Source organism: Variovorax sp. V213, assembly GCF_041154455.1.
GTDB lineage: Bacteria > Pseudomonadota > Gammaproteobacteria > Burkholderiales > Burkholderiaceae_C > Variovorax.
In genome coordinates, this window is sequence record NZ_AP028664.1 from 2,404,326 (window position 1) to 2,430,467 (window position 26,142).

General features: G+C 67.9%; 24 protein-coding genes. 11 read left to right on the top strand and 13 right to left on the bottom strand.

The window, feature by feature from the left end; all coding sequences use genetic code 11:
* Positions 1 to 19 precede the first annotated feature (19 nt).
* Positions 20 to 406 carry a DUF4150 domain-containing protein gene (locus tag ACAM55_RS11515; RefSeq protein WP_093019534.1) on the top strand — a complete coding sequence of 129 codons (387 nt, stop codon included), beginning with the start codon at positions 20 to 22 and terminating at the stop codon, positions 404 to 406.
* Positions 407 to 416: 10 nt separating this feature from the next.
* Here ACAM55_RS11515 and ACAM55_RS11520 read toward each other — a convergent pair whose 3' ends face one another.
* From ACAM55_RS11520 to ACAM55_RS11530, 3 genes are all read right to left on the bottom strand, one after another.
* Entirely contained in the window at positions 417 to 1,400 is a 984-nt protein-coding gene (locus ACAM55_RS11520; protein WP_369656122.1) for a tripartite tricarboxylate transporter substrate binding protein, read from the bottom strand.
* A gap of 92 nt (positions 1,401 to 1,492) precedes the next feature.
* A complete protein-coding gene (locus tag ACAM55_RS11525; protein ID WP_369656123.1) occupies positions 1,493 to 2,566 on the bottom strand; it encodes a patatin-like phospholipase family protein in 1,074 nt (357 codons plus the stop codon).
* A 37-nt stretch (positions 2,567 to 2,603) separates the two neighbouring features.
* Positions 2,604 to 4,979 carry a Tex family protein gene (locus ACAM55_RS11530; RefSeq protein ID WP_369656124.1) on the bottom strand — a complete coding sequence of 792 codons (2,376 nt, stop codon included), beginning with the start codon at positions 4,977 to 4,979 and terminating at the stop codon, positions 2,604 to 2,606.
* A 203-nt stretch (positions 4,980 to 5,182) separates the two neighbouring features.
* Between ACAM55_RS11530 and ACAM55_RS11535 the strand changes: the two genes are divergently transcribed.
* From ACAM55_RS11535 to ACAM55_RS11555, 5 genes are all read left to right on the top strand, one after another.
* A complete protein-coding gene (locus ACAM55_RS11535) occupies positions 5,183 to 5,644 on the top strand; it encodes a hypothetical protein (protein ID WP_369656383.1) in 462 nt (153 codons plus the stop codon).
* 65 nt (positions 5,645 to 5,709) lie between these two features.
* On the top strand, positions 5,710 to 6,066 hold the full coding sequence (locus ACAM55_RS11540) for a GIY-YIG nuclease family protein (RefSeq protein ID WP_369656125.1): 357 nt from the start codon (positions 5,710 to 5,712) through the stop codon (positions 6,064 to 6,066).
* Between the two features lie 17 nt (positions 6,067 to 6,083).
* Positions 6,084 to 6,500, top strand: coding sequence for an AsnC family transcriptional regulator (locus ACAM55_RS11545; protein WP_369656126.1), 417 nt, complete (start codon positions 6,084 to 6,086; stop codon positions 6,498 to 6,500).
* A 64-nt stretch (positions 6,501 to 6,564) separates the two neighbouring features.
* The gene (locus ACAM55_RS11550; RefSeq protein WP_369656127.1) at positions 6,565 to 7,140 is read left to right on the top strand and encodes a DUF2239 family protein; all 576 of its coding nucleotides are present in this window, start codon (positions 6,565 to 6,567) and stop codon (positions 7,138 to 7,140) included.
* A complete protein-coding gene (locus ACAM55_RS11555; protein ID WP_369656128.1) occupies positions 7,137 to 8,552 on the top strand; it encodes an MATE family efflux transporter in 1,416 nt (471 codons plus the stop codon). Before ACAM55_RS11550 ends, ACAM55_RS11555 begins: the two co-directional genes overlap by 4 nt.
* Positions 8,553 to 8,568: 16 nt before the next feature.
* On the opposite strand, the gene ACAM55_RS11560 is transcribed toward ACAM55_RS11555, so the two are convergent.
* From ACAM55_RS11560 to ACAM55_RS11570, 3 genes are all read right to left on the bottom strand, one after another.
* Positions 8,569 to 9,045, bottom strand: a complete 477-nt coding sequence (locus tag ACAM55_RS11560; RefSeq protein WP_369656129.1) for a VOC family protein — start codon at positions 9,043 to 9,045, stop codon at positions 8,569 to 8,571.
* A gap of 64 nt (positions 9,046 to 9,109) precedes the next feature.
* On the bottom strand, positions 9,110 to 10,486 hold the full coding sequence (locus ACAM55_RS11565) for a sensor histidine kinase (RefSeq protein WP_369656130.1): 1,377 nt from the start codon (positions 10,484 to 10,486) through the stop codon (positions 9,110 to 9,112).
* Entirely contained in the window at positions 10,483 to 11,139 is a 657-nt protein-coding gene (locus tag ACAM55_RS11570) for a response regulator (protein WP_369656131.1), read from the bottom strand. Before ACAM55_RS11570 ends, ACAM55_RS11565 begins: the two co-directional genes overlap by 4 nt.
* Before the next feature lie 107 nt (positions 11,140 to 11,246).
* Here ACAM55_RS11570 and ACAM55_RS11575 point away from each other — a divergent pair, with 107 nt between their 5' ends.
* Positions 11,247 to 13,313, top strand: coding sequence for a prolyl oligopeptidase family serine peptidase (locus ACAM55_RS11575; RefSeq protein WP_369656132.1), 2,067 nt, complete (start codon positions 11,247 to 11,249; stop codon positions 13,311 to 13,313).
* Here the strand turns inward: ACAM55_RS11575 and ACAM55_RS11580 are convergent, their stop codons facing one another.
* From ACAM55_RS11580 to ACAM55_RS11605, 6 genes are all read right to left on the bottom strand, one after another.
* A complete protein-coding gene (locus tag ACAM55_RS11580) occupies positions 13,314 to 14,903 on the bottom strand; it encodes an MFS transporter (RefSeq protein ID WP_369656133.1) in 1,590 nt (529 codons plus the stop codon).
* 94 nt (positions 14,904 to 14,997) lie between these two features.
* Positions 14,998 to 15,636 carry a membrane integrity-associated transporter subunit PqiC gene (locus ACAM55_RS11585; protein ID WP_369656134.1) on the bottom strand — a complete coding sequence of 213 codons (639 nt, stop codon included), beginning with the start codon at positions 15,634 to 15,636 and terminating at the stop codon, positions 14,998 to 15,000.
* Positions 15,633 to 17,276, bottom strand: a complete 1,644-nt coding sequence (locus tag ACAM55_RS11590; RefSeq protein ID WP_369656135.1) for an intermembrane transport protein PqiB — start codon at positions 17,274 to 17,276, stop codon at positions 15,633 to 15,635. Before ACAM55_RS11590 ends, ACAM55_RS11585 begins: the two co-directional genes overlap by 4 nt.
* Positions 17,273 to 17,980 (bottom strand): paraquat-inducible protein A, encoded by a 708-nt coding sequence (locus ACAM55_RS11595; protein ID WP_369656384.1) that lies wholly within the window; start codon positions 17,978 to 17,980, stop codon positions 17,273 to 17,275. The genes ACAM55_RS11590 and ACAM55_RS11595 overlap by 4 nt, the downstream gene beginning before the upstream one ends.
* On the bottom strand, positions 17,980 to 18,612 hold the full coding sequence (locus ACAM55_RS11600) for a paraquat-inducible protein A (protein ID WP_369656136.1): 633 nt from the start codon (positions 18,610 to 18,612) through the stop codon (positions 17,980 to 17,982). Before ACAM55_RS11600 ends, ACAM55_RS11595 begins: the two co-directional genes overlap by 1 nt.
* A 20-nt stretch (positions 18,613 to 18,632) precedes the next feature.
* Positions 18,633 to 20,021 (bottom strand): MFS transporter, encoded by a 1,389-nt coding sequence (locus ACAM55_RS11605; protein WP_369656385.1) that lies wholly within the window; start codon positions 20,019 to 20,021, stop codon positions 18,633 to 18,635.
* Between the two features lie 290 nt (positions 20,022 to 20,311).
* Here ACAM55_RS11605 and ACAM55_RS11610 point away from each other — a divergent pair, with 290 nt between their 5' ends.
* Both ACAM55_RS11610 and ACAM55_RS11615 read left to right on the top strand, forming a co-directional pair.
* Positions 20,312 to 22,171 (top strand): M48 family metallopeptidase, encoded by a 1,860-nt coding sequence (locus ACAM55_RS11610; protein ID WP_369656137.1) that lies wholly within the window; start codon positions 20,312 to 20,314, stop codon positions 22,169 to 22,171.
* A 2-nt stretch (positions 22,172 to 22,173) separates the two neighbouring features.
* Complete coding sequence (locus ACAM55_RS11615; RefSeq protein ID WP_369656138.1) at positions 22,174 to 22,647, top strand: group II truncated hemoglobin; 474 nt, start codon at positions 22,174 to 22,176, stop codon at positions 22,645 to 22,647.
* Positions 22,648 to 22,681: 34 nt separating this feature from the next.
* On the opposite strand, the gene ACAM55_RS11620 is transcribed toward ACAM55_RS11615, so the two are convergent.
* Positions 22,682 to 23,851, bottom strand: coding sequence for an MFS transporter (locus tag ACAM55_RS11620; protein ID WP_369656139.1), 1,170 nt, complete (start codon positions 23,849 to 23,851; stop codon positions 22,682 to 22,684).
* A gap of 78 nt (positions 23,852 to 23,929) precedes the next feature.
* Here ACAM55_RS11620 and ACAM55_RS11625 point away from each other — a divergent pair, with 78 nt between their 5' ends.
* The gene (locus ACAM55_RS11625; RefSeq protein WP_369656140.1) at positions 23,930 to 24,844 is read left to right on the top strand and encodes a LysR substrate-binding domain-containing protein; all 915 of its coding nucleotides are present in this window, start codon (positions 23,930 to 23,932) and stop codon (positions 24,842 to 24,844) included.
* A gap of 63 nt (positions 24,845 to 24,907) precedes the next feature.
* Positions 24,908 to 26,128 carry an MFS transporter gene (locus tag ACAM55_RS11630; protein WP_369656141.1) on the top strand — a complete coding sequence of 407 codons (1,221 nt, stop codon included), beginning with the start codon at positions 24,908 to 24,910 and terminating at the stop codon, positions 26,126 to 26,128.
* Positions 26,129 to 26,142: the final 14 nt, after the last annotated feature.

Here is a 26,142-nt window from a genome sequence, read left to right on the forward strand (position 1 = left end):
GAAAAGAAGGAGCACCGACATGTTTGCCAATGCACAGATGATGGGCATGGACCTCGCGTTTCCCGACGTTTGCAAGACGCCGCCGGCGGTCCCCATCCCCTACCCCAACTTCGCACTCGGGCCAACAGCCATTCCGAATGCCTGGAACATCCTCTACGGTGGCACGCCCGTCCACAACATGGCCACCACCACGCCCATCACCAACGGCGACAACTCGGGGGTGCTGATGGGCGTGGTGTCGCAGACGGTGATGGGGCCTTCGCGCCACATCACCGGCGCATTCACCGTGCTGCTCAAGGGCACGCCCTGCACGCGCATGACCAGCCTGTCGGTGCAGAACCGCTGCAACATCGTGGGCATGCGGATCGTGCCCAGCCAGTTCAAGGTGCTGGTGCTCGCGGCCTGAGGCTTTTCTCTTATTCCGCCTTCACGCCCGCCGTGCGGATCACCTTCGCCCACTTGGCGGTTTCGGCGGCAATGAAGGCATCGAACTCCTCCGGCGTGCTGCCGGCCGGGAACGTGCCCATGGCGTCGAGCTTGGCGCGCGTCTCGTCGCTCTTGATGACGCGCGCCACCTCTTCGGACATGCGCTTGATGATGTCGCGCGGTGTGCCCGCGGGCGCCAGCATCCCTGCCCAGGTGCTGCCGGTGAAGCCCGCGAAGCCCTGTTCGATGAAGGTGGGCACATCGGGAACGGCGGGCAGGCGCTTGTCACCCGCCACGCCGATGAGCCGCACCTTGCCGGCCTTGGCCTGGTTGATGAGGCCGGTCGGCGCATCGAAGAACAGCTGGATCTGGCCGCCCATGAGATCGGTCAGCGCAGGTACCGCGCCACGGTACGGAATGTGGATCATGTAGGTCTGCGTGAGCGACTTCCACAGCTCCGTGGTCAGGTGCGCGGCCGAGCCGTTGCCCGATGAGCCGAAGCTCACCTTGCCGGGGTTCGCGCGCGCATAGTCGATGAGTTCGCGCGCGGTCTTGAACGGCGCATTCACGTTGACTGCGGCCAGCAGCGGCGACACGCCCATCAGCGAAACACCCGTCAGGTCTTTCTGCGGGTCGTAGGGCAGCTTGGGATACAGCGTGGTGTTGGCCGCATAGGCCGCAATGACGACGCCGAAGGTCGTGCCGTCGGGCGCCGCCTTGGCAATGGCATCGACACCGATCAGGCTGTTGGCGCCGGGCTTGTTGTCGACGAGCACCGGCTGGCCGAGCCGCGCCTGCAGACCAACCTGCACCAGCCGCGCCATCTGGTCGGTGAACCCGCCCGGCGTGTAGGGCACGATGATGCGGATCGGCTTGCTGGGCCAGGCGCTTTGCGCCAGCGCAGGCATCGGGACGGTCGCGGCCGCCGCGGCGGCAAGGGTGAATCGGCGGCGTGAAATTCGGGCCTGCGGCATGAGTGGCGGCTTTCTCTGAACAAGAATGAGCCGGCCATTCTCGAAGGCGCTGCGTGCGCACCCCCTCAGGGTTTGCCCCGGCGGCAACCAGTTCAGAGCGGCAGGACGTCGCGCGTGCGACCGGTTGCGAGCCACGCCTCGAACTCGCCGGAAAGCCGCTCTGCCTCGCGCGTGGCCCTGCTCCACGCGCCGATGCGCGTCTGCGGGTCGTTCGCAAAATGGATGAAGTCCTTGCGGTCCGGCAGCTTGCCGTTGGGCAGCGATTTCACCCACTCGGGATCGGGCGCGAGCACCACCATGCGATCGAGAAAGCCGGTGGACTTGTGGCGCCAGCGCAGGCCCTTGTCGAGCCAGCCCGGCACCACGGCGCGCTGGAAATGCGGATACAGCACGATGCCCTCGTCGGCCGGCTGGTAGTCGAGGTGCAGGTGGTAGTCGGTGATGCCACCGTCCCAGTAGGCGCCGCGCGGCGCGCCCGGAATGTCGTGCACCGCGGCGAGCAGGAACGGTATCGAGCACGATGCCTGCAGCACCATGTTGAAGTTCTCTTCGCTCAGCGCATGCTGGCGCGTGCGGAAATCTTTGGTGCCGAAAGGCAAGGCCGCGCCCGGCGTGGAGAACACACAGCGTTCGAGCCATGCGCCCAGGCCCTTGCGGTACAGGCTGTTGGTGGCAAAGGCGCCCAGGTAGCCGAATGGCGTGCGCGCCCTGCCCTCGCGCCCAAGGATGTGGCGCCCGCGCGAAGTCACGACGTGGAGCCGGTAGCGCGAATGGTTCAGCACCTCGCCGATGCGCCCGCCGTAGAAGTCGGCCAGGCTTTCGGCAAAGCGTGCGCTGAGCTGGTTCGGGCTGAGCCGCTTCTGTCCCGGAGGCGCATCGAAGCGCTGGCGCACGTAGTCGTGCTCGAAGCGCTCAAACGCCTTCTGCGGATCGGACAGGCAGGCCGTAGAAAGCCGCCACGCACCGATCGATGCACCCACCAGATGCACCGGCTGGCGCGACTGCGTGAGCCAGCGCCCGAAGATGAAGCGGTCGAGCGGCCCGAGGATGAGGCCCTTGGGGCCGCCCGCCGCACCGGGAATGGTGTGCACGTCCTGCGGCCGCAGGCCGTGCGCTTCGATGTGCTTGCGGGCTGCGGGGCCGGCGTAGATGCGCAGGGCTTTCATGATGCCGACCGCATCAGCAAGAACCGTGCGGCATGGCTTACTTGCGCAACCCCTGCAGCTTGGCGAAAGCGCTCGCCATCTGTCCCGCGGGCTGCGGCGGGTTGTCGCGGCGCGGGCCTTGCTGCTGGCCGCGTCCCGCGCCTTCGAAGCGGTTGTCGCGCGGGCCGTCGCGGCGCGCCGGGGCCGCGTCGAGCTTCATCGACAGGCCGATACGCTTGCGCGCCACGTCCACTTCCATCACCTTGACCTTGACGATGTCGCCGGTCTTGACGACCTCGCGCGCGTCGTTCACGAACTTGTGGCTCAGCTGGCTCACGTGCACCAGGCCGTCCTGGTGCACGCCCAGGTCGATGAAGGCACCGAACTGCGCCACGTTGCTCACGGTGCCCTCGAGGATCATGCCCTCGACCAGGTCCTTGATGTCGTCCACGCCGTCGTTGAAGCGCGCCACCTTGAAGTCGGGGCGCGGGTCGCGGCCCGGTTTCTCGAGTTCACCGAGGATGTCCTTCACCGTGATGACGCCGAACTTCTCGTTGGCGAACAGCTCGGGCTTCAGCGTCTTGAGCATTTCGGCGCGGCCCATCAGCTCGGCGATCGGCTTGCCGGTCTTGACGATGATCTGCTCGACCAGCGGATAGGTTTCGGGGTGCACGCCGGTGATGTCCAGCGGGTCGGCGCCGCCGCGAATGCGCAGGAAGCCCGCGCTCTGCTCGAAAGCCTTGGGGCCGAAGCCGGTCACGTCGAGCAACTGCTTGCGGGTGGAGAACGCGCCGTTCGATTCGCGCCAGCGCACCACCGCCTTGGCCACGCTGGCCGACAGGCCCGAAACGCGGCTCAAGAGCGGCACGCTCGCGGTGTTGAGGTCCACGCCCACCGAGTTCACGCAGTCCTCGACCACGGCCTGCAGGGTACGTGCCAGTTCGCTCTGGTTCACGTCGTGCTGGTACTGACCCACGCCGATGCTCTTGGGATCGATCTTCACGAGCTCGGCCAATGGGTCCTGCAGGCGGCGCGCAATGCTGGCGGCACCGCGCAGGCTCACGTCCACGTCGGGCATTTCCTGCGAGGCGAATTCGCTGGCCGAATACACCGAAGCGCCAGCTTCGCTGACCACCACCTTGTCGACCTTCATCTCGGGCGCGCCGGCCTGTGCGGCCATCTTGGCGAGCAGCTTGATGAGGTCGGCGGCGAGCTTGTCGGTCTCGCGGCTCGCGGTGCCGTTGCCGATGGCGATCAGGTTCACGCCGTGCTTGGCGCAGAGCTTGCCGAGGGTGTGCAGCGAGCCCTCCCAGTCCTTGCGCGGCTCGTGCGGGAACACGGTGGCGGTTTCGACCAGCTTGCCGGTGGCATCGACCACGGCCACCTTGACGCCGGTGCGAATGCCCGGGTCCAGGCCCATCACGACGCGCGGGCCGGCCGGAGCGGCCAGCAGCAGGTCGCGCAGGTTGTCGGCAAACACCTTGATTGCGACCTTCTCGGCCTCTTCGCGCAGGCGGGTGAACAGGTCGCGCTCGGTGGAAAGCGCGAGCTTCACGCGCCAGGTCCAGGCCACGCACTTGCGGATCAGGTCGTCGGCCGGGCGGCCCGCGTGGCTCCAGCCCAGGTGCAGCGCGATCTTGCCTTCGGCGATGCTGGGCTTGCCCGGTTCGGGCTCGACCGGCAGCACCAGCTTGGCATCCAGGATTTCGAGCGTGCGGCCGCGGAACACCGCCAGCGCGCGGTGCGACGGCACGCGGCCGATCGGCTCGTCATAGTCGAAGTAGTCGCGAAACTTGGCGACGTCCGCGTTGTTCTCGTCCTTGCCGGCCATCAGCGTGGACTTGAGCAGGCCTTCGGCCCAAAGCCATTCGCGCAGGCGCTGCACCAGCGCTGCGTCTTCGGCCCAGCGCTCGGAAAGAATGTCGCGCACGCCGTCGAGCACGGCTGGCACGGTGGAGAAATCTGGGCCCGGCTTGCCGTCGTCGAGCGTGGTGGCGGGTTGCAGGAAGGCCTTGGCCTGCACCGCGGGGTCGAGCGTGGGATCGGCCAGCAGCTTGTCGGCCAGCGGCTCGATGCCGAACTCGCGCGCGATCTGGCCCTTGGTGCGGCGCTTCTGCTTGAACGGCAGGTACAAGTCTTCGAGTTCCTGCTTGGTCGGCGCGAATTCGATCGCGGCGCGCAATTGGGGCGTGAGCTTGCCCTGCTCGTCGATGCTCTTGAGCACCGCGGCGCGGCGGTCTTCGAGTTCGCGCAGGTAGGAAAGGCGCGCTTCCAGTTCGCGCAGCTGGATGTCGTCGAGGCCGTCGGTGGCCTCCTTGCGGTAGCGGGCAATGAACGGAACCGTGGCACCGCCATCGAGCAGTTCGATGGCCGCCTTCACCTGGTGCTCGCCGACCTTGATCTCGGTGGCGAGCTGGCGAATGATTTTTTGCATGTCGGAGTGACGTCCCTGTCATGCACGCCCGGACGGGGCCGGCGTGCTTGGCGAATAAAGCGTGGAAGTTTGCCATAGGGCCGCAGGGGGATCTCCCATCGGCAACCCGCACAATCGATGCGGTGCCGATCCCTCCCCCATCCTCTCCCCCGCCCGCCGGCTCTCGTCCCGCATCGGGGCCGCGAAAACTGCTGCGCACGCTGATGGCGGTGCTGCTGGTGCCAGTGCTTCTTTTCGAGGAATGGGGTTGGGTGCCCTTGGCTGCCCTGGCCGCCCGGCTGGCGCGCCTGCCGCTCTGGGCCCGTGCGGAGAACTGGCTGCGCAACCTGCCGCCTTGGGGCGCATTGCTGGCCTTTTTTCTGCCGGTGCTTCTGCTGTTGCCGGTGAAGGTGCTGGCGCTGTTTCTCTTTGGCCGGGGCCACGCGGCCAGCGGCGTGACGGTATTGATCGTCGCCAAGCTGATCGGCACCGCCTTCGTGGCGCGCATCTTCCAGCTGGTCGAAGGCGCGCTCATGCGCATTGCGCTGTTCGCGCGCTGGTATCCGCGCTGGAAAGCCTGGAAAGACCGCGTGCTGACGCTCGTCCGCGAGAGCCGTCCGTGGCGCGTGGTGCGGGCCCTCAACCGCCGGCTTGCACGGGCATGGCGGCGATTGCGCGAGGGCTGAGTGCTTATTTTTACCCGGGTGTATTGCGATACTAATATTACCCGGGTAATATATGAAGCATGAACATGCCCCAAGAGACGAGGCGCGCCCTCGTCCGCAAATACAAGGAAACGGTCCGCCCCGCGGGTGTCTTCGTCATCCGCAATACGCTCAGCGGCCGCCTCTACATGGGTGGGAGCCTCGATGTGGAGGGGGCGATGAACCGCGCCCGCTTCGAACTCGGCCTGCGCTCGCACCGCAACAAGGCGCTGGTGCGCGACTGGGCCGCGCACGGTGCGGCGAACTTCAGCTTCGAGGTGATCGACCGCGTGAAGGAGCGCGACGACCCGGCCTTCGACCGCGCCGCGGAACTCGAAAAACTGCTTGCGCTCTGGCGCGAGGAGCTTCAGTGCCACGGTGACCGGGGCTACGACGCGCCATGAGCATCGATCCACTGGACTTGTGCCTCAACATCGGCCGTGCCCACGCCTGCCTGAACCTGAAGCTCCAGGAGGAGCTGGGCGCCTTCCATGGCCTGAACTACGAAGACTTCACGCTGCTTCATCGGCTTCTCGGCGCCGAAGGCGGCTGCATGCCGGCAGCCGACCTTGCGCGATCCCTGGGGTTGCCGATCTCGGCGTTGATTCGCAAAATGGTCCTGCTCGAAAAAACGGGGCTGGCCGAACGCACGGCAGGCACGGATGGAGACGGCCTTCATGCAGCCATTCGCCCCGGCGGCAGAAAACTGATGCAAGCTGCAGTCACGACCGTCGAAGCAATCTGCGCCGATGCGGTGAAATCGCTGGCTCCGGAAGGCCTGTCGCAAATCAACGTTGCGCTCCTTGCGCTTTGCCACGACGACACGCCGTACGCCTGAGCCGTTCAACGGGTAGATTACGCACCCCGTTTCGACCGGCCCCGAGAGAACAAAGAAATCCGACATGCCATCCGACACGCCACCCACCAAGCTGATTGTTTTTGCCGGCTTCAAGCGCATCGCCCAGGGAAGCACCGCTGACGTGCTCGCACAATTGCGCGAGCGCAAGGACGACACGCCCTGTCTCGTGTTCAACGAACAGACCGGTGAACAGCTCGACTTAGACGTTCACAACCGGGCCGGCGCCGTGGCGCATGCGGCCAGCGCCGCGGCCCACGAAGAAACCCCGCGCGGCGTGGGCCGCCCGAAGCTCGGTGTAGTCGCGCGAGAAGTCACCCTGCTGCCGCGCCACTGGGACTGGCTCAACCGTCAACCTGGCGGCGCCTCGGTCGCACTGCGGCGGCTGGTCCAGGAGGCGAGCCGCGTCAACGCCGACCGCGACGCCGTGCGCGCATCGCGCGAAGCGGCCTACCGCTTCATGACCGCGATCGCGGGCGCCCTGCCCGGCTTCGAGGAAGCCACCCGCGCGCTGTTCGCCGGCGAGCGAAACCGCTTCGAGGCGCTGATCGACTCCTGGCCACCGGACCTGCGCGTCCACCTTCAAGAATTGTCCGCCGCCGGCTGGAGCACCACCGCATGAGAGCAACCTCCGAGAACGCAGCCACGGGCCAGAGCGGCCTGCGTGGCACGCCGGTCGCACCCGCCGGTGCGCCGCGCGCGCTGTGGAAGACCTTCCTGTTCTTTCTCGCGCCGATGCTGCTCAGCAACATCCTGCAGTCGCTCTCCGGCACCATCAACAACATCTACGTCGGCCAGATGATCGGCGTCGGCGCGCTGGCGGCCGTGTCGAGCTTCTTTCCGGTGATGTTCTTCTTCATCGCCTTCGTGATCGGGCTGGGCGCTGGCGCGTCGGTGCTGATCGGCCAGGCCTGGGGCGCGCGCGATGCCGCCAAGGCCAAGGCCGTGGCCGGTACCACGCTGTCGGTCGGCATCCTGCTCGGGCTGGCGGTGGCCGTGTTCGGCGGCGCCTTCACGACGCCGCTGCTCGCCCTTCTGGGCACGCCGCCCGACGTGCTGGCCGACTCCACGCGCTATGCCCGAATCATGCTGATCGCGATGCCCGGGCTGTTCGTGTTCCTGCTGTCAACTGCCATGCTGCGCGGGGTCGGCGACACCATGACACCGCTGCTCACGCTGATCATTTCCACGGCGGCCGGCCTCATCGTCACACCCGCACTCATCCGCGGCTGGGGCGGCCTGCCGCAGCTCGGTGTTGCCAGCGGCGCCTGGGCCACGGTCGTGGGCTTCGTGGCCTCGACGCTGTGGCTTGGATGGCGCCTGCGCCGCCGCGGCAGCCCGCTGGCGCCCGACGCGGAATTCATCCGCCATCTGCGCATCGACCCCAGGCTGTTGAAGGCGGTGCTCAAGGTGGGCGTGCCCACGGGTGTGCAGATGATCGTGGTCGCACTGGCCGAAATTGCCCTGCTCTCGCTGGTCAACGGCTATGGCTCCAGCGCCACTGCGGCGTACGGTGCGGTGAACCAGGTGGTGGCCTACGTGCAGTTTCCGGCCATCTCGATTGCCATCACGGCGTCGATCCTTGGCGCGCAGGCCATCGGCGCGGGCCGTGCGGACCGGCTGGGCGACATCGCCAAGACGGCGCTGCTGATGAACCTGGTGCTGACCGGCGGACTGGTGCTGCTGGGCTACCTGTTCTCGCGCCACCTCATGGGCTTTTTCATCACCAGCGCGCCGGTGATCGAGATTGCGCAGACGCTGCTGCACATCATGCTCTGGAGCCTCGTCATCTTCGGCATGGCCTCGGCCATCTCGGGGATCATGCGGGCCAGCGGGTCGGTGCTGGTGCCCACGGCCATCTCGATCCTCTGCCTGATCGGCATCGAGGTGCCTGTGGCCTGGTTCATGAGCCACCGCATCGGGCTCAACGGCATCTGGTATGCCTACCCCGTGACCTTCGGCGCGATGCTGCTGCTGCAGACCGCCTACTACCGCCTGGTGTGGCGCAAGAAGGCAATCCGGCGGCTGGTGTAGCCGGCGCGGCGACCCATCACTCGCCGTCGAAGGCTTTCTTCACCTCGGCGATGTCGAGCTTGACCATCTTCATCATCGCCTGCATCGCGCGGGCGGCCTTGGCCGGGTCCTTGTCCCGGAACATGCGCAGGATGGGCATGGGCGCGACCTGCCACGAGACGCCATAGCGGTCGGTGAGCCAGCCGCACTGCACCGGCTGGCCGCCGCCTTCGAGCAGCTTGTCCCAGTAATTGTCGACCTCGGCCTGCGTCTCGCACTTCACGAGCATCGAGATGGCCGGGGTGAACTTGTACTGCGGCCCACCGTTGAGCACCATGAACTCCTGCCCGTCGAGCTCGAACATCGCGGTAAGCAGCGAGCCCTTCAGGCTGGGGTTCTCATCGCCCCAGAGCTGCTTTTCGGTCATGCGCGAGTTCGGGAAGATGCCGGTGTAGAACTTCAGTGCGTCTTCGCCGTTGCCGTCGAACCAGAGGCAGGGAACGATCTTCTGCATGGGAATCTCCTGGGTCTGAATGATGAACCTGAAGGTTCAGTATCCAGGCGGCGCGAGGTGCTTGTCAACCCCCCGCCACCACCGGCAGCACGACGCGGAAAGCCACACCCTTGTTCGACAGGCCTTCGGTCACGTCGACCCTGCCCTCCATCCGGGCGACGGCCTGCCTGACGATGGAAAGGCCCAGGCCCGAGCCGCTCGCTTCATGGCCCGCCCCGCGATAGAAGCGCTCGAACACCTGCTCGCGCTCGGCGGCCGGAATTCCGGGGCCGTCGTCGGCCACCGTGAGCACCAGGCCTTCGTCTTCCGCCCGCAGCGCCACCGCCACCTGGCCCCGGTCGTGCACGTAGCGGATCGCGTTATTCAGCAGGTTCTCCAGGATCGACTGGAACGCCGGCACGTCGATGGATGCGTCCAGGCTGTCGGCCGCGTCGAACGTCAGCTCGATGCCGCGCGCCATGGCGCTCGGCGCCGCCTGCGCGAGGAGCTCCCGAGCCAGCTGTGCAACGTCGATACGCCTTGGCGCGGCCGGCTGGGCCTCGTCGAGCAACGCGAGGTCGAGCAGTTGCTGCGTCAGGTGCGAGGCCCGTGCAATCGCCTGTTCCAGATGGGCCTGCGCGCGCGCCCGGTCCTCGCCCGTGCCCGCGCCGGCCAGCGCATGCGCCTGGGCTGCGATGACGGCCATCGGCGTTCGCAGCTCGTGGGCCGCGTCGTGCACGAAGGCGCGCTCGCGCTGCACCTTGTCGCGCAGCTGCTGCAGCATGCGCTCGAGCGCCGAGGTCAACGGCCTGAGCTCGGCATAGGGCGGGTCCACGCCCAGGGGCGAAAGGTCGGTGGCCTTGCGGCCGCCGATGCCATCGGCCAGCCGGCGCAACGGCCGAAGCCCGTGCTTTACCGCGAGCCAGACCGGCAGCAGCACGATCGGGAACGCGAGCAGCAGATAGGGCAGCATGTTGCGCGTGTTGTTGTGCAGCACCTTGGCAAAGGTGCGCTCGGGCTCCGCGAGGCGCAGCGACCAGCGCGGCGTTTCATCCTGGTAGACCCAGTACGGTTCGCCGCCAATGTCTTGGGTGGTCACTCGCCGCAGCGGCCCGGCAAGGATCTCGCCGCGCACCCCGGAGGACGAGTAGATCAGCCTGCCGCCGCGTTCCCGGAGCTGGAATCGCAGCGTTCCCGCCGGATTGCCGCTGATGCGAAGGGTCTTGTAGATCGTCTCGGTCGACACGATGACGGCGCGCACGCTGGCCTCGTCGTCGAGCTGCGAAATGGCATGCGTCAGCGAGCGGCCGAGCTTGCTCAAGCCCTGGTCGACGGCCAGCGACTGCCGGAAGTTGACGTACATGTACGCCTGCAATGCCAGCAGCACGAAAACGAAGGCCAGCAGCACGGCCAGAAAGACACGCTGCACGAGCGTGGGGCGCCACAGCCTGCCGCTCATCATGAGGCGAGCATGTAGCCCACTCCGCGCACGGTGTGCACCAGGGCGCTGCCGATCTTGCGCCGAAGGTTCGACACATGCACTTCCACCGCGGCAAAGTCCAAGGGCTCGCCCAGCGGCTCGAGCTTTTGCGCGAGCACACCCTTGGCCACCACGGCGCCCGGCTCGCGCGCCAATTCGAGCAGAAGCCGGAATTCGCGCGGCGACAGCTCCAGCGGCGCTCCGTTCAGCGAGGCGGTGTGACGGCGCGGTTCGATGGCCAGCGCGCCCAGGGTCCACACCTCGCTGGCCTGCCGCGCCGAGCGGCGCAGCACGGCGCGGATGCGGGAGATGAGCTCGGCGGTGGCAAAGGGCTTGATGACGAAATCGTCCGCGCCTCCGTCGAGCCCTGCCAACCGGTCTTCCACCGCCGAACGCGCGGTGATCACGATGACCGGAAGACTGCTGCCCTCGCGCCGCCACCGCGCGAGCAGGTCCAGGCCGCTGCCGTCCGGCAACGACAGGTCGAGCAGCACGCAATCGAAAACGGTGGCGTCCAGCGCGCGCGGCGCGTCGGCCCCGCGCCGGCGCCATTCGCTGCTGAGGCCCTCGACCTTGAGCGCGGCCTGCAGGGCGCGGCCAAGGTCGAGGTCGTCTTCGATCAGCAGGATGTGCACCCGGCCATTGTGCGCGAGCCAACCTTTGGCAAAGCCAAAGGTTGCCGCCGGCAGAATCCATCCACGGACAAGCCCGCACATCAAAACATCCAAGAGGGATGAGGAACATGAGATACAGCAGAACCCCCAGCCGCTGGCGCATCGCTCTTGCTGCCGCCTTCGCCACGCTGGCGCTTCTTTCCGGCTGCGCCACCGGTCCCACGCACCCGGCGCTGGTTGCCGCGCGGCAGGGCAACACGCTGCCGCCGCTCGTTCCCATGCGCCGCTTCGTCGCGAACATCGACGCGGTCAACGGCCATGTGCTCTCGCCCGACGGGCAGCAGCTCGTATGGTTTCAGGCGGTCGGCACCGACGTGGGCCTTGGCGTGCGCAAGACGGCCGATGCCGCCATGGTCGACAGCGCCAGCACCCGCACCTTCGCGACCGGCACGCTGGCACGGCCCTTCGTGTCCGGGCCCACCTACTCGTGGCTGCCCGACAGCCGCCACCTGGCTTACCTCAAGGACTTCACGGGCGACGAGAACACGCAAATCTTCGTGCTCGACACCGAGGCGCCAGGCGCCAAGCCCTGGGCCGTGACGCCCTGGCCCGGCGTGCGCTCGGCCATGCTGGGATGGGGCGCGCCCGGCAGCGCCACCTTCTACTTCGCGAACAACCAGCGCGACCGCTCCAGCATGGACCTTTTCGAAGGCGATGCGCGCACCCGCACCGTGCGCGAGATTGCGCGCAGCGAACCCGACAGCCGCGTGATCTCGTGGTTCATCGACACCCGGCGCGAACTCGCGGGCCGCATGCGGCAGCTTGGCAGCGCCGACGGCTCCGACCGGCTCCTGGAACTGCGCCAGCCCGATGGCGGCTGGCGCGCCTTCAGAACGGTGAAGGCTTTCGATTCCTTCTGGCCCCAGCGCATCGACCTCGGCGCCGGGCGGCTCTGGACGATGACGAATGTCGGCCGCGACAAGCTCGCCCTGGTCGAAGTCGACCTGGCCACCGGCGCGGAGCGGCTGCTGGCGGAAGATGCGGAGGTCGACCTCGACTATGGCGTGTTTCCGCCGCAGCAGGGAGCGCCGCTCGCGTACGTCTCGGAACCCGGCCGCCCGCGCATCACCTATCTCGATGCCGCTCTGGGCAGCGAGGTGGCCGGCGCCGTGAAGACGGCCCGGGAGCGCGGCTGGCTGAACGCCGAGCCCGTCATCACGCGCCCCGCGGGCATGGCCAACGACCAGCGCCGCATGGTGCTGCGCTCGACCACCGAGAACGAAACCGTGGAGCTGCTGCTCGACCGCGCGAGCGGGCAACTCACGCGGCTCACGCCGCCGCGCGAGCCGACCACCGACCTCTTCTCCCCCATGGAGCCCTTCTCGTTCATGGCATCCGACGGTCTCGTGATCCACGGCTACCTCGTGCGGCCGCGCGGCGTACAGGGGCCTGCGCCGCTCGTGGTGAACATCCACGGCGGCCCGTGGACCCGCGACTCGTGGCAATCCGCGAGCTTGACTCCCACGCAGATGCTCGCGAACCGGGGCTATGCCGTCCTCAACGTGAACTACCGCGGCTCCGCCGGCTACGGACGCGCCTTCATGATGGCCGGCGCCCTCGAAACCAGCGGCCGGCTCCAACGCGACATCGCCGAAGCCGTGCAATGGGCCATCGACCAGGGCGTGGCCGACCCGAAGCGCATGGCCGTGCTCGGCGGGAGCTTTGGCGGCTTTTCGGTGCTCGCGCAGCTCATCCAGAAGCCGCACGACTACCGCTGCGGCATCGACGTGGTGGGCGTTGCCAACTGGCCCCGCGTGATCGAGAACTGGCCGCCGTTCTGGCGCAACCGCCACTACTTCGCGGCGTTCTTCGGCGACGTCAACAAGCCGGAAGAACGCCAGCGCATGCTGCAGGATTCGCCCATCTCCCAGATCGACCGCATCACCGCGCCGCTTCTCGTGATCCACGGTGCCAACGACGTGCGCGTGCTGCGGCAGGATTCGGACGAGGTGGTGGCCACGCTCCAGAAGCTTGGCCGGCCGGTCGAGTACATGAGCTTTCCGGACGAGGGGCACAGCGTGCGCAAATGGCGCAACCGGCTCGCGCAGTGGCGCAAGATCGAAGACACGCTCGCGGTGTGCCTTGGCGGCCGCAGCAACGGGTTCGACTTCTACGAGCTGATGCCGCGGCAGTAGTTACCGCGCTTTCGCAGGCCCGCCGCCAATCATCAGCCAGGCGCTCAAGGCACTGAGCACGGCCAGGCCGGCGCTCAGCAGCATCACCCAGCGAAAGCCGGCCACGAAGGACTCGGCCACTGCGCGCTTCAAGGCCGCGGCGGTGGCCGCATCCACGCCCGGCGGCAGCGCGGCGCCGGCCAGCTTGCTGCGCTCGCCTTCGAGAAACGACGACACCTGCGCCGAGGCCCCCATGGCGCGCAGGCTCTCGGACAAGGCGCCGTCGAAGGCCCAGGCCATGACCACGCCGAACACCGCGATGGCCAGCACCGCGGCCGCGCGCGACACCGCGTTGTTGACGCCCGAGGCCACGCCCGCCTGTTCGGGCCCCACCGCGTTCATCACGGTGGTGGTGAGCGGCGCCACGGTCACGGTCATGCCGAGGCCCAGCACCACCACCGCGGGAAAGAAGCCGCTCCAGTAGCTCGCGCCGACACCGGGCACCGCGAACAGTGCAAAACCCACGGCGGCAATCGCGGGACCGATCACCAGCGGCAGCCGCGGGCCGAAGCGGTCGACCAGCTGGCCGGCCCAGCGCGAGAGCGCGAACATGATGAGGATGAACGGCAGCAGCGCGGCACCCGCCACCGTGGCCGAGTAGCCCTGCACCTGGATCAGGTTGAGCGGGAAGAAGTACAACCCGCCACCCAGCGCCGCGTAGAGCAGCAAGGTCAGCAGGTTGGCACCACTGAAGTTGCCGATGCGCAGCAGCGCCAGCGGCAGCATCGGCGTGCGTGCCTTGCGCTCCGCGGCAATGAAGCCCACGCTGCCGGCGATGCCGATGGCCAGCGCCGCCAGCACCGCGGGTGAGTTCCAGTGCTGCGTGGGCGCCTCGATGAACGCGTAGACGATGCCGCCGAGGCCGGCGGTGGCCAGCAGCGCGCCGAAAAAGTCGAGTCCGCCGCTGGCCGACGAGCCATGGCTTTCGGGCACGTGGCGCCACACGATCCACATCACCAGCAGCGCCATCGGCACGTTGATGAGAAAGGCCCACGCCCACGAGAAATGGTCGACCAGGAAGCCGCCGAGCACCGGTCCCGCGGCCGCCGTGATGCCGCTGAAGCCCGACCAGGTGCCGATCGCCTTGCCGCGTTCCTTCTCGGGAAATGCGGCGCTGATGAGCGCAAGGCTGCCGGGCACCAGCAAGGCCCCGCCGATGCCCTGTGCCGCGCGAGCGGCAATCAGCTGCTGCACGTTGCCCGAGAGACCGCAGGCCACCGAGGCGATGGCGAAGATCGCCACGCCGATCGCGAAGATCCGGCGCCGGCCGAAATGGTCGCCGAGCGCCCCGCCCACCAGCAGCAGCGCCGCGAGCAGCAAGGCATAGCTCTCGACCACCCATTGCGCCTGGAACGCCGTGGCGCGCAGGTCGGCCTGGATGGCAGGCAGCGCCACGTTGACGACCGTGCCGTCGATGAAGGCCATGCTCGAGCCCACGATGGCCGCGGCCAGCACCCAGGGCTTGGAGGCATCGGGACAGGCGCCCTCCTGTGCCTTCGCGCCATGCAGGATCAGCGTGTCGTCGCAGGGCGCCTTTCCGATCTGTGCCATGGTGATCTCCGATCTATTCGATTCCTGGCTTGCTCCTTCCCTCTCCGCCGTGCCCCCACCCCTGCCCTCCCCCAGAGGGGGAGGGAGAAAGAAATCAGGGCATGCATGCGGTCGCTGCCGCGTTCGCCCGCGCCGCGGCCACGCTGCGCGCGATGGCCGCCGCCGCGGCCGCAGTCACGTGCTGCGCCCCCTGCGCCACCGCATCGATGCCGCTCGCAACCGACTCACCCACGTTCAGCTGGCACACCATCGTGCGAGCCTCGTCCGAGCGCCGCAGCGTCCAGTTGAAGCCCGCGTCCACCCGGCCGCCATCGACCGCGTCGAACTGGCGCACCTGCACCGCGATGCGCCACACGGGCTGCGACGTTTGCCGGCCGCCCTTGGTGACGTCGAGCGCGCCAAGCCGGGCCGCGATGCCGCTGGCCAGCGCGTCCTGCAGTTCGTTCTCGAACGACGCGGCCCAGCGGTGCTGCTCGAGCACGTCGACCTGCACGCCGCCATTCGGTCGGCCCACCACCATTTGCGGCCTCGCGAGCCGCTCGGGCACGGCCACCGGTGCCAGCTCGATGTAGAGCGGCGCGGCACTGCCGATGGTCGAAGGCGCCGCCTCCGCAGCCGGCACCGGGCTTGCCAGCGTGTAGTAGTTGTCGGGCTTGCTCGCGCAGCCTGCCAGAACGGTCAGCGCAGCAGCAGCTGCTGCTGCTGCGAGCAGGAACGGTTTTTTCTTCTTCATTTCTTGTCGTCCGGTTTACCGCGCAAGAGCGACTCGGGATGGCGTTCGAGATAGTCGGTCAGCACGCGCACCGAACCCGCGGCACGGGTCAGCTCGCGCAGCGTCTGGCGCATGTCCTGTTGCAGCGGCGAATCGTCGGCCAGCGTGCGCTCGGCGTTGTTGACGGTCTTGCGCACGTCCTTCATGGCGGCGGTGAGCTCGGGCGTCACGTCGGTGTTGATGCGGGTCACCGCCTGCTCGGTGCTGGCCAGCGTCTTGTTGAGCGCGGCGAGCGTGGTGCGCAGGTCGCCCGCAATCTGCTCGTAAGGCACCTTGTTGAGCTTGCTCGCAATCTCCTGCACCTGCGACTGGATCTCGTCGAGGCTGTTGGCAACGGTGGGCAGCTCGATCGGGCTTTTCTCCAGATTGATCTTCGCCGGCGGCGCCTTCGGGAAGAAGTCGAGCGCAACGTAGACCGAGCCGGTCAGCAGATTGCCGTTGCGCAGCTGGGCGCGCAGCCCCTTCTCGGTCAGGAAGCGCAGGCGCTCCTGTTGCGTGGCGCGCGACTCGATGCCGCTTTCGCCCGCGCGGCGGCGCAGCCGGTCGGGGTAGACCTGCACCAGCACCGGCATGCGGAACTCGCGCTCGGCGCGGTCGAACTCCACGCCGATCGACTTGACCTCGCCGATCACCACGCCGCGGAAGTCGACCGGCGCCCCAGGTGCGAGGCCGCGCAACGACTGGTTGAAGTACATCAGCAGCGTTTGCGGCGGACCGTCGGGCTCCTTCATGGCGGCGGTCTCGTCTTCCGCGAGCGTGAAAGCCGTGTTCTCCTTGGCCAGCGGCCCCATGGCGTCGTCAGGTGCCTTGAAGGCGATGCCGCCGAGCAGGATGGTGGCCAGCGACTGCGTGCGCAGCGTGAAGCCGCTGGCGCTCAACTGCGCATCGATGCCGCTGGCCTGCCAGAAGCGCGTGTTGACGCCCACGAACTTGTCGTACGGCGCGTTGACGAATATGCGCAGCGTCACGCCGCGGCCGTCGCCGTCGAGCTGGTAGGCCGCCACCTGGCCGACCTTGATGCGCCGGAAATACACCGGCGATCCCACATCGAGCGAGCCGATGTCGGTGGCGCGCAGCAAGAACTGCTGGCCCGAGGCATCGCGCGTGACGATGGGCGGCACCTCCAACCCCTTGAACTCGCTCGCGGTCTCCTTCGATACGCCGGCATCGGCGCCGATGTAGGCGCCCGACAGCAAGGTGCCCAGGCCGGAAATGCCGGAGGTGTCGAGCCGGGGCCGCACCACCCAGAAGCGCGAGTCTTCGGCCGTGAAGCCCTCGGCTTCCTTGTTGAGCTGCACCTGCACGCGCACGTGCGAGCGGTCGCGTGCAAGCCGCAGGCTCTGCACCGTGCCGATCTGCACATCCTTGTACTTGACGGCCGTCTTGTTGGCCTCCAGGCCCTCCGCGGTCTCGAAGGTGAGCACGATCTCGGGGCCGCGCTCCATCAGGATCTTGACGATCAGCATCACGCCGACCAGCGCGGCGACGATGGGGATCAACCAGATCAGCGAGGGCAGCCATTCGCGCCGTCGCACCACGCGCGGCGGAGGAAGGCCCGTCGGGGCCGGTTTGTCGTCGGGTCTGGCTTCTTCGTCACTCATGCTGGCTTTTCTTCCCTGTTGTCGCGTACCGGTTGCTCGCGTTCACGTTCGGCTTGCTGCTGCCTGCTGTCCCATGTGAGGCGGGGGTCGAAGCTCAGCGAGGCCAGCATGGTGAGCACCACCACCGACCCGAATGCCGCAATGCCCACGCCCGCGTTGATGACCGCAAAACCCTGGATCTGCACCAGCCCGGTGAGGAGCGACACCACGAACACGTCGAGCATCGACCAGCGGCCGATGACCTCGATGATGTGATAGAGCTTGGCCCGCTCGGGCCGCCGCCAGCCGCTGCCGCGCTGCGCCAGCAAGGCAAGCAGGATCAATACCGTGAGCTTGAACAGCGGCACCAGGAAGCTCGCGATGAAGATGATGGCCGCGAGCCCGTAGGCGCCCGACACCCAGAAATAGATCACGCCGCTCAGGATGGTGTCGTACTGCGCGCCGAACAGCGTGCGCGTGATCATCACCGGCAGCAGGTTGGCCGGTATGTACATGATGCAGGCCGCGATCAGGAAGGCCCAGGTGCGGTTCAGGCTGTAGGGCTTGCGCGTGTACAGGCGCGTGCCGCAGCGGCCGCAGGCTTCGCCCTCGTGGGCATCGCGCCAGACGGCATCGCAATGCGGACAGGCCAGCATGCCGAGTGAGGCGGCCGTTGCCACTGGCGCTTGGTCTTCGTCTTCTTCAACCGGGCGGAAGGGGCCGATCACGCCGTCTCCTCCTCGGGCTCGCCGGGCGGCCGGAAGGTCATTTCCCAGAAGGCATTGGGATTGAACGAGAGCACGGCGGTGAGCATGACCGTCAACGCCACGAAGGCCCAGAGCGCCGGCCCGGCCACCACCGTGGCCATGCTCGACAACTTCACGATGGCCACCAGCACGCCGAGCAGGAACACCTCGATCATTCCCCAGGGCCGCAGCATCTGCATGGCGCGCACCAGAATGGCAAAGCCTGCCGGCCGGTGCTCTCGCTGGAGCGGAATCAGCAGGTAGGCCAGGATGCACAGCTGCAGCAGCGGAAAAAGAAGCGTCGTCGCCAGCACCAGCAGCGCCACCAGCGACATGCCCTCCGTGCTCAGCACCACCACGGCGCCAGCCAGCGTGGTCTGGCTGCGCAGGCCCTGGAGCTCGATCTCAACGATCGGAAACAGGTTGGCAATGGCGAACATGATCAGGCACGCCACGGTGAGCGGCAGGATGCGGCGGTGCTGGTCACCCGGGTGGCGGTAGAGCTCGGTGCCGCAGCGGGCGCAGCGCGACACCTCGCGTGGCTGCAGGGGCGCACGGCTGAAGACCGCATCGCAGCCCGGGCAAACCACGGTTTCAGGTACTTCCGTCATGGGGCCGTACCCTAACCTATTCAGCCGTGGGGCCCTGTGGTCTTCAGCCGCAGGCTGCTGAAAACCGCCGCCACGCCCGCGCAACAGGCCGCCAGTACCAGGGCCACCACCGGCCCGTGGCCGCCATGCGGGCTCCAGACGCTGAATACGCCCGCCAGCACCACCGCCCCCAGCGTTTGCCCCGTGAGCCGCGCCGTGCCGAGCATGCCGCTGGCCGCGCCGCTGCGGTGCGCCGGCGGCGAGGTCACGATGGTGTGGTTGTTGGGTGACTGGAACAGCCCGAAGCCCAGGCCGCACAGCGCCATGCGCCAGGCGATATCGGCATTGCCCGGATGCGCCGGCAGCGCGGCCAGCAGCCCCAGGCCGACAGCGAGCAGGCCCAGCCCGATGCCGCCGAGCAGCCCGTCGGGGTAGCGTCCGATCAACCGGCCCGCAATGGGCGCCATGGCCACGATGGCCAGCGGCCAGGCGGTGATGAGCAGCCCGGCTTCGATGTGGCTGCGGCCATACACCTCGAGCAGCAGGAAAGGCAGCGCGATATAGGCCAGCATCTGCGCGCAGAACGCGGCCACCGACGTGCCCATGGACAGCGCGAACACCGGAATGCGCAGCAGGTCGATTGGAAAAAGCGGCACCGCCAGCTTGCGCTGCCGCTGCAGGTAGACGAAGCCTACGGCCACGCCGGCCAGCAGGATCGCCCAGGCGGACGACGACGGCGCACCGCCCTCGCGCACGCCGAGCCGGTCGACCCCGAGGAACACCAGCGAGAACATCAGCACGTTCAGCGCCACGTCGACCGGCGAGAACCGCAGCCCCGCTGCCGGCGCCACACGGTTGAACGGCAGCGCCTTGATGCCCAGCGTGAAGACGAGCAGCCCGAGCGGCACGTTGATCGCGAAGAGCCACGGCCACGAAGCCACCGACAGGATGGCTGCCGCCACCGACGGCCCCGCCACCGACGACGTGGCCACCACCATCGAGTTGATCGCCATGCCGCGGCCCAGCAGCGCCGAGGGAAAGGTCAGCCGCACCAGCGCCGCATTCACGCTCATGATGCCGGCCGCGCCCAGGCCCTGGAAAGTGCGCGCGACGATCAGGGTGCCGAGCGAATCGGCAAAGGTGGCGCCCACCGACGACACGGTGAACACCGCCATGCCCACCAGGTAGACACGCCGGTAGCCCACCAGGTCGCCAAGCGACGCCAGCGGCAGCAGCATGACCAGGGTGGCGATCTGGTAGGCGTTGACCACCCAGATCGCATGCGACGGGCTGGCCTGCAGCTCGCGCGCGATGCCCGGCAGCGCCAGGTTCACGATCGTGCCATCGAGCACGGCCACCATGATGCCCAGGATGATGACCAGCATCGCTCGGCGGCGCGCAGTGGGCTCGAGCCCGTCGACCGGCTGCATGGCGGCGGTGTCTTCGGACGCCGGTGCCTCGGCGCCCGGCAAGTGGGCTTCCTTGAAGGTCGGAAAAGAACGCATTGGACCAATTGTCGCGAAGGGCAGCACCCGGTGCAGGCGTGGGGTCGGCTGACGGCCGTTGCTAATTCTGCACAAAGACTACGACCTTGGTATTCACGCCGTTCGCGCGAGCGCCAACGGCCATTCGCAAGCATGCAAACGGCCGCTACGCTATCGCCTGTCCCGGACAGTCCGACACAACGAATCACAACAACCGCTTCCAGGAGGAGCACCCCATGGCCATTGCTCGAACAATCCATGCCGACCTTTTTCGCGTGTTTCTTTTGACCCTGGTGTCGCTCTTCGCCATTCCGGCGGCGACGCTGGTTTTTACGGAATACGTGCTGCGCACGGAAGACGCCGAGTTCCTTCAGGCGATCGAGAAACGCATCGCTTCCGACACCCGCCTCTCAGCCGAGGACAAGGCGCAGACCACCGAGTTCTACCGCAGCCATCCGCTCTCCAAGGCCTGCGATGCCACCGCCGAGGAAGACAGGGAGTTCCACGACAAGGTGTGCCGCCCCAACTCGATGTACTGGCATTTCCACTGGGCCGACCGTGCTGCCATCTGGACGCTGGCGCTCGGCGCGGCACTGCTCGCGGCGGCCCTGGTGCTGGGCGCCCTGGCCTTCGCCAACCGCGGCTTGCGCTACGCCAGCTTCGTCGCGGGCTGGCGGCTCATGACGGTGTCGAGCGCGGTCGAGGTCGTGCTGCAGAGCGCGATGCTGGTGTGGCTGTCGTTCTGGCTCACCGCCTACTTCTGGCAGAGCTACTACGTCAAGCTGATCGCCATTGCGGGCATCGCGGCCGCGGCGGCCGTGTTCTATGCAATCTACACGCTGTTCAAGAAGCTGCCCTCGGGCAACGAGATCGAAGGCGAAGTGGTCGCCGAGGCCGATGCGCCGCGCCTGTGGGAGCGCATCCGCCAGCTCGCCGCCCGCGTGAAGACCGCGCCGCCCGACCAGATCGTTGCCGGCATCGACACCAACTTCTTCGTCACCGAAGCGCCCTGCCAGGTAGGCGGACGCACGCTGGACGGCCGCACGTTGTTCGTCAGCATTCCATTGCTGCGCGTGCTCGACCAGTCAGAAGCCGACGCGGTGCTGGCGCACGAGCTGGCCCACCTGGGCGGCGGCGACACCCGCAGCAGCGCCGCACTCGGCCCCAAGCTGCTGCAGTTCGACCAGTACACCTGGAAAATGCGCAGCGGCGGCCTGACCATCGTGGCGCACTACCTGCTGCGCCTGTACCGCATGATCTTCGCCTTTGCCCTGGCACGCGACAGCCGTGAGCGCGAATACAAGGCCGACCGTGTCTCCGCGGGCCTCACCGCGCCGAGCGCCATCGTGCAGTCGCTCATCAAGATCTCGGCCTACGCGAGCTACCGCAACGACGTCGAGCGAAAACTCTTTGCGCAGAACCGCGAGCACGATGGCGCGCTGGGCATCGCCGGCTTCGTGGCGGCCGGCCTGCCGCCTTATGCCAATTCGGAGGCATTCATCGAGACCATGAAGACCGCCGATGTGCCGCATCCCTACGACAGCCATCCGCCGCTGCTCGAACGCATGCGCAACGTGGGCCACCACGTGCCCGAAAGCGCGTATGGCGCCATCGTCGCCACCGCGCCAGAGGCTTCGTGGGCCGACGACATCGAGACCGCCGCCGCCATCGAGCAGCGGCTGTGGAGCGACTACGAACAGCGCTTCGTCCAGAACCACGAGCTGAGCCTGGCCTACCGCTACGAGCCGGCCACGGAAGAAGAGCGCGCCGTGGTGCTGCGCCACTTTCCGCCGATGGCGTTTGCGCTGAAGAACGGCGAGAGCGTCGAAGTGAGCTACGCGGGCCTGCATCAGAGCGTCGATGGCGGCTCCACGATCGGATGGGACGAGGTCAAGAACCTGACCTACCAGGACAACACCTTCGGCGACATCCTGGTTGTCACGCACCACGACAAGGGCATGCTCGGTGCGCGCACCACCAAAGTGAAGGTGGGCGGCATCGGCAAGCAGAAAGAGGACTTCAAGGCTGCGGTCGGCCGCTATTGGCAGCGGCACCAGATCATGAGAGCGCAGCAGCAAGAAGAAGCGTCGGCATAGCCATGTCCGGTCCCCGCAGCGTTCCAACGCTTTATCAATGGCTGGGCGGCAGCGAGGCACTGCTTCGCCTGACGACGCGCTTCTATGAAAACGTCAAGGCCGACCCCTTGCTGGCGCCGGTCTTCGCGCACATGGACGCCGACCACCCGGCCCACGTTGCCGCATTCCTGGCCGAGGTGTTGGGCGGTCCGGCCGACTATTCGAATCATCACGGCGGACACCCGCACATGATCCGGCAGCACCTGAACCGCCACCTGCAGCAGGAACAGCGGCGCCGCTGGGTCGGGCTGCTCCTGCAAACGGCGGACGAACTCGCGATGCCGGAGGATCCCGAGTTTCGTTCGGCGCTGGTCGGCTATCTCGAGTGGGGCTCGCGGCTCGCGGTCATCAACTCGCAGCCCGGCGCGGTCGTGGACGCGGATGCACCCATGCCGCGATGGGGCTGGGGCGAAGTCAAGGGACCGTATTCAGGCTGAGCGCCAGGGGATCGCTCCTTGTTTCTTGTCGGCTTCAGCCGGTGGTCCGCGCCGCTTCGGCCGGCGGGGCCGAAGCCTTTCTGACGCAGGCCAGCGCCGCCACCGCAAGCAGCACCGCGCAGGTGCCGTAGAGCCACGGCGGCGCAACGACGGGCAGCAAGAGCCCGGCCAGGAGCGGCCCGGTGCCGGCGCCGATGTCGCGCCACACCGATCGCGCGGCAAGCGCCTGCACACGCCCGGGCCCGGGCGTGCGCCGCGCCACGATGGGCGGCAGCAAGGGCAGCTGCAAGGCGCGCAGCACCACGATCAGTGCCGCGCAGCTCCACAGCCAGCCAAGGCCGAAGCCCACCAGCGCAATCGCCGTCGCCAGCGAGAGGCTCACCAGCAGGCGCTCGGCGCCAAAGCGCTCCGCCATGTGGCCACCGACCGGGCTCAGAAGAATTTCCGCCAGGTAGCGCAGCGCCATCAACGCACCGGCCACGATCACCGCGCCGCCCGGCATCAGGTCTTTGCCGAGATAGGACAGACCGACGATGAAGAGCCCGTCGAGCGTCAGCCCTTCCATGAACGACCAGGCATCGAGCGTGTTCGGCCGCTTGAATCGTCGCACGGGCTTGTGTCCGCCACCGTGCGGCAGCGAAGGCAGCCGTCTCGCTGCAAGCACGGCCAGCAGCGAGAACACGGCAAGAATGCCGAAGATGGCGCGCGGTCCGGCCCAATGCGCCAGCAGTGCGCCGAGCGGCAGTGCCAGCACGGGCCCCGTCGCGATGAACGCGCGCGAACGCCCGTTGCGGCGGGCCGCGCCGACAAGCTCCGCTGTGGCCAGCGACTGCGTCGACAAATTCAGCGCGGCAAAGCAGAGGCCCCACACGAGCCGCAGCGGCAGCAGTGCCCAGAAGCCCGAGAGCGTGGCGTAGCCCAGTCCGCAGAACGCAGCCGCCACCACGGCGATAGTGCAGCTGAGCCTGTCGCCATGGCGCGCATAGAAGCGCGCCACCCAGCCATAGCCCGCGATGCGCACGAGCCGATTGGCCGCGAGCAGCATGCCGGCCTCCGCCAGCGTCACACCGAACTGGTCGGCATACATCGGCAGCAGCAGGTACAGCACCACGTCGGCCGGCAGGGAAAGCCCGAGCGCGATGGCCGCATGGCGGGAATTCAGGTCGGTGGCAGCGGGCGTTGGAGCGGGCGGGGTGCAAGACATCGAGGCCGCATGGTGCGCCGTGGCAACGCCCGCTGGCAAACGACATTTGCGCCTGCCTCGCGTGAGAAAATTGCACGCATGCCGCTTCGAGAACCGCCCCTCAATGCCGTGCGCGCCTTCGTCGCGGCGGCGCGCCACCAGAGCTTCACGAGGGCGGCCATCGAGCTCCACGTGACGCACAGCGCGGTGAGCCGGCAGATCAAGAGCCTCGAGGAATGCCTTGGCGTCACGCTGTTCGAGCGCCGCATCCGCCAGGTCGCATTGACCGCGGAAGGGCAGCAGTTCTTCGCCGAGGCAGGCCCGGCCATCGCGCAGATCCATGCGGCGGCGCGCGCGCTGCAGGCGCCGGGGCCGGCCCGTGCCGTCAGGATCAACGTGCGGCCCTCCTTCGCCGTGCGGTGGCTCATTCCGCGGCTGCCCTCGTTCGTCGAGCGCTATCCCGAGATCGAGCCGCAGGTGGTCACGAGCACGGTCATGCCCGAGCAGGCCGCAGGCAGCTTCGACATTGCCGTGCGCCGCGGGCTCGAGGGTTGGCCACCCTCCATCGAGGTGCGCCCGTTCCTTGAAGATGAAGTGCTGGTGGTCGGTGCACCGGCGCTGTTCAAGACGCATCCGCTCGCGGACCTGCGCGCACTGGCGTCGCACGTGCAGCTGTCGGCCCGCACGCGCAAGGAAGACTGGGACGCCTGGAAGAAGCATGTCGGCGCACCGCGCGCCAGGCCGGCGGGCCGGCTCCAGTTCGACCACCTGCACTTCGTGCTGCAGGCCGCGGTCGACGGACTGGGCATTGCCTTGGCGCCGACCTCGCTCGTGGCGCACGACCTGGCCTCGGGTCGCCTGCAGTCGCCGCTTCCCTCGCTGCGCATGACGCTGAACCGCTACTACTACGGCCTGGCGCCCGATGCCGCACCGGAAGCCGCGCATGTCGCCGAATGGTTCGAGGAAATGATGGGCGCCGCCTCGCGCAGCGCAAGGATGCTCGCAGGTCCGTAAACGGCCAGCGCCAAAGGGCGCGCGCCCGCAGCATGCTGGCTTCCACACGAAGCTCTTCATTGCATGACAGCCGCCCTTCCCCGCCCCTTTCTCTACCTTGCGTGGTCCAACCTTGCGGCCCAGTCCGCCGAGCAACTGAGCCTTGCGGCCGTGCCGCTGGCCGCTGTCCTCGTGCTCGGTGCAGGACCGGGCGAGATCGGGTTCCTGGCCGCCATCCAGACCTTGCCCTTCCTCCTGCTTTCGATGCCGCTGGGCCTGCTGGCCGATCGCATGTCGCGGCGGCGCCTGATGGCCTGCTCCGAAGGGTTGCGCGCCGCCTCGCTGTTGGCGCTGCTTGGCATGGTGCTCGCGTCGAAACTCGGCATCGGCTGGCTGGCGGTGCTCGGGTTCCTGGGCGCAGTCGGCACCGTGGGCTTCAGCGTCGCGGCGCCTGCCCTGGTGCCGGCACTCGTGCCGCGCGATGCATTGGCCGCGGCCAACGGCCGGCTGGAGCTTGCGCGCAGCGCCGCATTCACTGCCGGGCCTGCGCTGGCGGGTGCACTCGTCGCCTGGGCGGGTGCATCCATGGCTTTCGCGCTGGCCGCCGTGCTCTCGATCTCGGCGGTGGGCCTGTTGCTGCGGCTGACCGAGGCGCCACGCGCATTCGCAGCGCAGCACCATCCGCTGCTCGACGTGCGGGACGGCGCGCGCTTTGTCTGGCAGCACGAACTGTTGCGGCCCATGCTGATGACAGGTGCTGTCTTCAACATCTCGTGGTTCGTGCTGCAGGCCGGCTACGTGCCGTATGCGGTGCAGGTCTTGGGCCTGGGCGCCCAGGCGGTTGGTTTTACGCTGGCCATGTACGGCGCAGGCATGGTGGCGGGGGCGCTGCTGACTTCGCGCGTGGTGGCGTACCTGCCATTCGGCCGTGCGATCCAGGTCGGGCCCGCGGTGGCGGTTTTTGCGGCGGCGGCAATGGCTGCCACGCTCATCGTTCCGGGCGCATCGCTGGCGGCGCTGTCGTTCTTTCTCTTCGGCGCCGGGCCGATGGTCTGGACCATCACCTCCACCACCCTGCGGCAAAGCGTCACGGCATCCACGATGCTGGGCCGGGTGTCGGCCGTGTTTCTCACGATCAATGCGGGCGCCCGGCCCATCGGTGCCGCGCTCGGGGGCGCTGTGGGTGCCGCATGGGGAGAGCCCGCCTGCCTGCTGCTCGCGCTGGCGGGTTTCGTGTTGCAGGCGGGAATCATCTTTGCCTCGCGCGTTGCGGGGCTGCACCGGTTGCCGGTTGCGGCGGCATGACTGCGCGCGGAAGC